We start from the raw sequence: 431 nt of genomic DNA on the forward strand, positions 1-431 counted from the left end.
GTGGTGTTCCGGCCCGCGGGGGTTCACCCTTGCGGGCCTTGCGCATCAGGTGCAGCCCGGCGGCGGCCAGCGTGTGTTCGAAGTCGCGGCCGTAGTACTGCATGTCGGCGATGATGGTCTGCCCGGGATGGCGCGCGACCAGGTCGCCGGCAGTGTGCAGCATGCCCAGCAAGGTGGTGCGTTCATCTGCTTTGGCACCGGTCAACGCGAAGGCCACGGGCAGGCCGCCCAGCGTGCACAGCAGATGCAGGCGCAGGCCCCAAAAGAACCGCGAGTGTGAGGCGCAGTAGCCGTACTCGGCCCAGCCGGCCAGGTCGCTGCGTTGGGTGGTCTGGCGGGAGCGGCCGCATTCGACCGGGGTGGAGTCGACCACCCACACGTCGTCGCTCCATAGTGAGGTATCGCGGCCGAGGATCCCGATCAGGTGGGTG

1 protein-coding gene is annotated in these 431 nt (G+C 68.7%); it reads right to left on the reverse strand.

Translation table 11 applies throughout. The annotated features are described in order from the left end of the window. Positions 1-431 (reverse strand): transposase (locus QSK36_RS43115; protein WP_285786450.1); only part of this gene is annotated, 431 nt, incomplete at both ends.

Origin of the sequence: Microbispora sp. NBRC 16548, assembly GCF_030268985.1 — a bacterium.
In the GTDB taxonomy this organism is placed as follows: Bacteria; Actinomycetota; Actinomycetes; order Streptosporangiales; family Streptosporangiaceae; genus Microbispora; species Microbispora catharanthi.